This window comes from Dysgonomonas sp. Shenzhen-Wh21 (assembly GCF_043392705.1).
GTDB lineage: Bacteria > Bacteroidota > Bacteroidia > Bacteroidales > Dysgonomonadaceae > Dysgonomonas.
Genome location: NZ_JAIXHZ010000138.1, coordinates 1 through 3,209, shown reverse-complemented (window position 1 = coordinate 3,209; position 3,209 = coordinate 1). Strand labels below are relative to the sequence as shown.

Sequence of the window (3,209 nt, the reverse complement as noted above, 5' to 3'; positions counted from 1 at the left end):
CTGTTTTAGATATAACCTATGTAAGATAGTACAAATAGAGTCAACCCCATACACAGATAAAAACATAACCCATACTATACTACTCGTTCTGCAAATCAGAATAATTAATATATATACAATCCAAAAAGCAAGAATAATACTGCCTATATCTCCAGCAAAACATTTTGCCTTTTTTCTATAATTAAAAAAGAGAAAAATAGAACATGCTATAATAGGAAAAATAAGTAAGTCATTGTTAACAAAAGTAATTACACAATTATTCGTATATAAAAATGAAGCAAAAACAACACATGAGTATAGTCCTGTTATTCCATTTATCCCATCCATAAAATTATATGCATTTATAATGCCTATAGAAATAATGAATGCAATTAAAATAACCCACCAAGGATAAATAGAAAAAATATTTAAATCATAAAAAATAACACCAACCGAGAATAATTGAACAAATGCTCTAACTCTACTAGGTAAAGTTCTAATATCATCAATAAAACTCACAAAACCAATAAGAGTGATACCTATAAAAAAATTAAGAGATGAATCTATATTTAGCAGAAAATAGAATAATGCTACAAACCATACTATAATTCCACCACCTCTCATTGTAAGCTCCTTATGAGAACTTCTTTCATTAGGTCTATCTACAATATTATATTTATCGGCCACTTTAAAGTAAATCAGGATAAATATAGTAGATAATATATAACAAGCAAGATATATCATGGTTCAGTTTGAATGCAGATTAAAAGACTTAATTGTTTTTAGAATCCCCGCTGATGTGGATATCGGTAATTGTTTTATATCTAAAGATTCTTTTAGTTTAGAATTGTCTACAATATAAGTTTCCGTTAATTTATTTAATCTAAAACTGTTTAGAGGTAAATGTAAAACATCTCCGACTTTCACACAGAATTTTATCAGTCCTAGAGGTATATTCCATATCTTAGCTTTTTTATCTAATGCTTCACAAATAAGTAATATTAATTCATTGGTCGATATAGGATTGTCATCTGAAATATTATAAATGCCAGATGGGACTGTTGGTAACATGAATATAATTTTATCTATGATATAACACAGATTACCTATTGAAGTAAAAGATCGTTTATTGTCAAACTTACCCAGAGGATAAGGAAATCCTCTATTTATAACATTATACAACAAATTTAAATTACCTTTATTCCCAGGGCCATGTATCATACAGGGACGAAATATATATACTCTTTTATCTCCCCACTCTTTTGATTGAATATATTCCTCCGCTTTTATCTTACTCTCTCCGTATGGGCCTACTGGTTTAGGCACAACGTTTTCTGTAAGCTTTTCACCCTCAACAAAATCTGCTGCTGCTTTAACAGAACTAAAAAAAATGAATGATTTAGAATCCGATACTATAAATTCATCAAATATTTTTTGTGTCAGCCCTGTATTCACAGAAAAATACGATTGGATTTCTGCTTTATTTTTTGTGTCATGAGCTTTGCCTGCAAGATGAATTATTGTATCAATATCATCAAATGGAATTTCGTCCAATTGATTCCATGTATAAAATCTACGATACAAGCCTTCTTGCAATTCGGCAACATCTAAAGCCCATAATTCATACTTTTCTTTTAGATATAAAGCAAGATTGGTTCCGATAAATCCATATGCGCCTGTTATTAATATTTTTTTCATGATTCTAAATCTTTATAAATCCGGAGATGCTCACGAATAACAAAATCTATAGAAAAGTTTTTCTCTGCTAAAATTCTCCCATTGAGCCCCATCCTTGTTCTCTTTTCAGGGTCATTAATGAGATCTTCCATTTTTTCAGATAGAGTCTCAATATTTTTCGCCGGAACTAAGTATCCATTATATCCTTCAATAACACATTCACGACAACCTTCAACATCTGTTGTTACAATTGGTCGTCCAACAGCGCATGCTTCGATTAACGATTTAGGTAGGCCTTCTCTATAAGACGGTAGTACTACAATGTCTGAATTTTTTATAACTGAAAATATATCTTTTTTAAATCCAATCCAATTCAAAAATGGGACATCAATTTCTCTTTTAATATCTTCTTCTTTAATACCCGATAAGTTTATAGTATCACAGTCTCCAACTAACACAAATTCGGCTTTATCTACAACCTTATCCTTAATCTTTTTGGCAGCTTGAATGAATTCGATAATTCCTTTATCATATAACATTCTTGCCGGAAGAATTACTTGTACTCTTTCTTTGGCTATGGGTTTTTCATAAGTAAATTTGTTTAAATCAACACCAGAGCCTTTTATTAAGTGAATCTGGTCTTCTGATACAAAATTAAATTTCATAAACTGATTTATATCATCGGGATTTTGAAATATAAAATGAAATTTTTTGCTTTTAAAAGCCATATTCATCATCGTTCTAATAATTCTCTGTTTGATACCCGTTCTCTCATCCGTAAAATTATAACCGAACCCACTTATTGCATTTACTATTCTTTTTATTCCAGATAACTTTGCAGCCAAACATCCCAACAAACTAGCTTTAAGAGTAACGTGATGAATAATATCAGGCTTTTCTGACTTGTATATTTTATATAAGATCTTTATACATCTAAATTCATGTAAAGGATTTGCTCCGGAGCGCTCAAAATCAACATTTATAAACCTTAGTCCTAGGGCCTCTATCTCTTCTCTCTTTCCTGTATCTTTAGAAACAATAGTTACTCTATAGCCTTTTTCTTTTGCAGCTAAGGCTATGGGTAATCGATGAGACAAGAAGAACCAGTCAACGTTTACGACTATAAAAAGAGCTTTATTCATAAACTAAGCTATTAAATAAGTTGTTCAAACTTCAATTAGAAACTTTATAATCCAATAAATAAAACAACTTTATTGATATTATTTTACAGTATAAATCAGAAATAATTAATTGGATTGTAGCTTAATTATTCATTTCGTTACTCAAAAGAATTTATTCACTCCAAACGACACGTTTAATATAATCGGTATACGACAAAATTATACGAACCACTTTGTCACTAACGTTAGGCATACTGTAATCAGATACAGGACGGAAATTGCGTATTTCTCCAACATTCTGGGACTCCAACTGAATCAACCCCTGATATACACGCTCCGGATTCAACCCAACCATCATTACCGATGCTTCCTCCATTGCTTCAGGCCTTTCATGAGCTTCCCGAATATTCAGAGCTTTAAAATTTAATATTG

The 3,209-nt window shown here is 30.8% G+C and carries 4 protein-coding genes; all 4 read right to left on the bottom strand.

From position 1 onward, the window contains the following. On the bottom strand, nt 1-723 hold a 723-nt coding region (locus LDB17_RS09440; protein ID WP_393925011.1), incomplete at its 3' end, for a UDP-GlcNAc--UDP-phosphate GlcNAc-1-phosphate transferase. Nucleotides 724-726: 3 nt separating this feature from the next. Further along, nucleotides 727-1,677, bottom strand: a complete 951-nt coding sequence (locus LDB17_RS09435) for an NAD-dependent epimerase/dehydratase family protein (protein WP_252638733.1) — start codon at nt 1,675-1,677, stop codon at nt 727-729. After that, nucleotides 1,674-2,798 carry a glycosyltransferase family 4 protein gene (locus LDB17_RS09430; protein ID WP_252638731.1) on the bottom strand — a complete coding sequence of 375 codons (1,125 nt, stop codon included), beginning with the start codon at nt 2,796-2,798 and terminating at the stop codon, nt 1,674-1,676. The genes LDB17_RS09435 and LDB17_RS09430 overlap by 4 nt, the downstream gene beginning before the upstream one ends. Before the next feature lie 151 nt (nt 2,799-2,949). Continuing rightward, the coding region (locus LDB17_RS09425; RefSeq protein WP_393925010.1) for a UDP-N-acetylglucosamine 2-epimerase at nt 2,950-3,209 on the bottom strand (260 nt) is incomplete at its 5' end.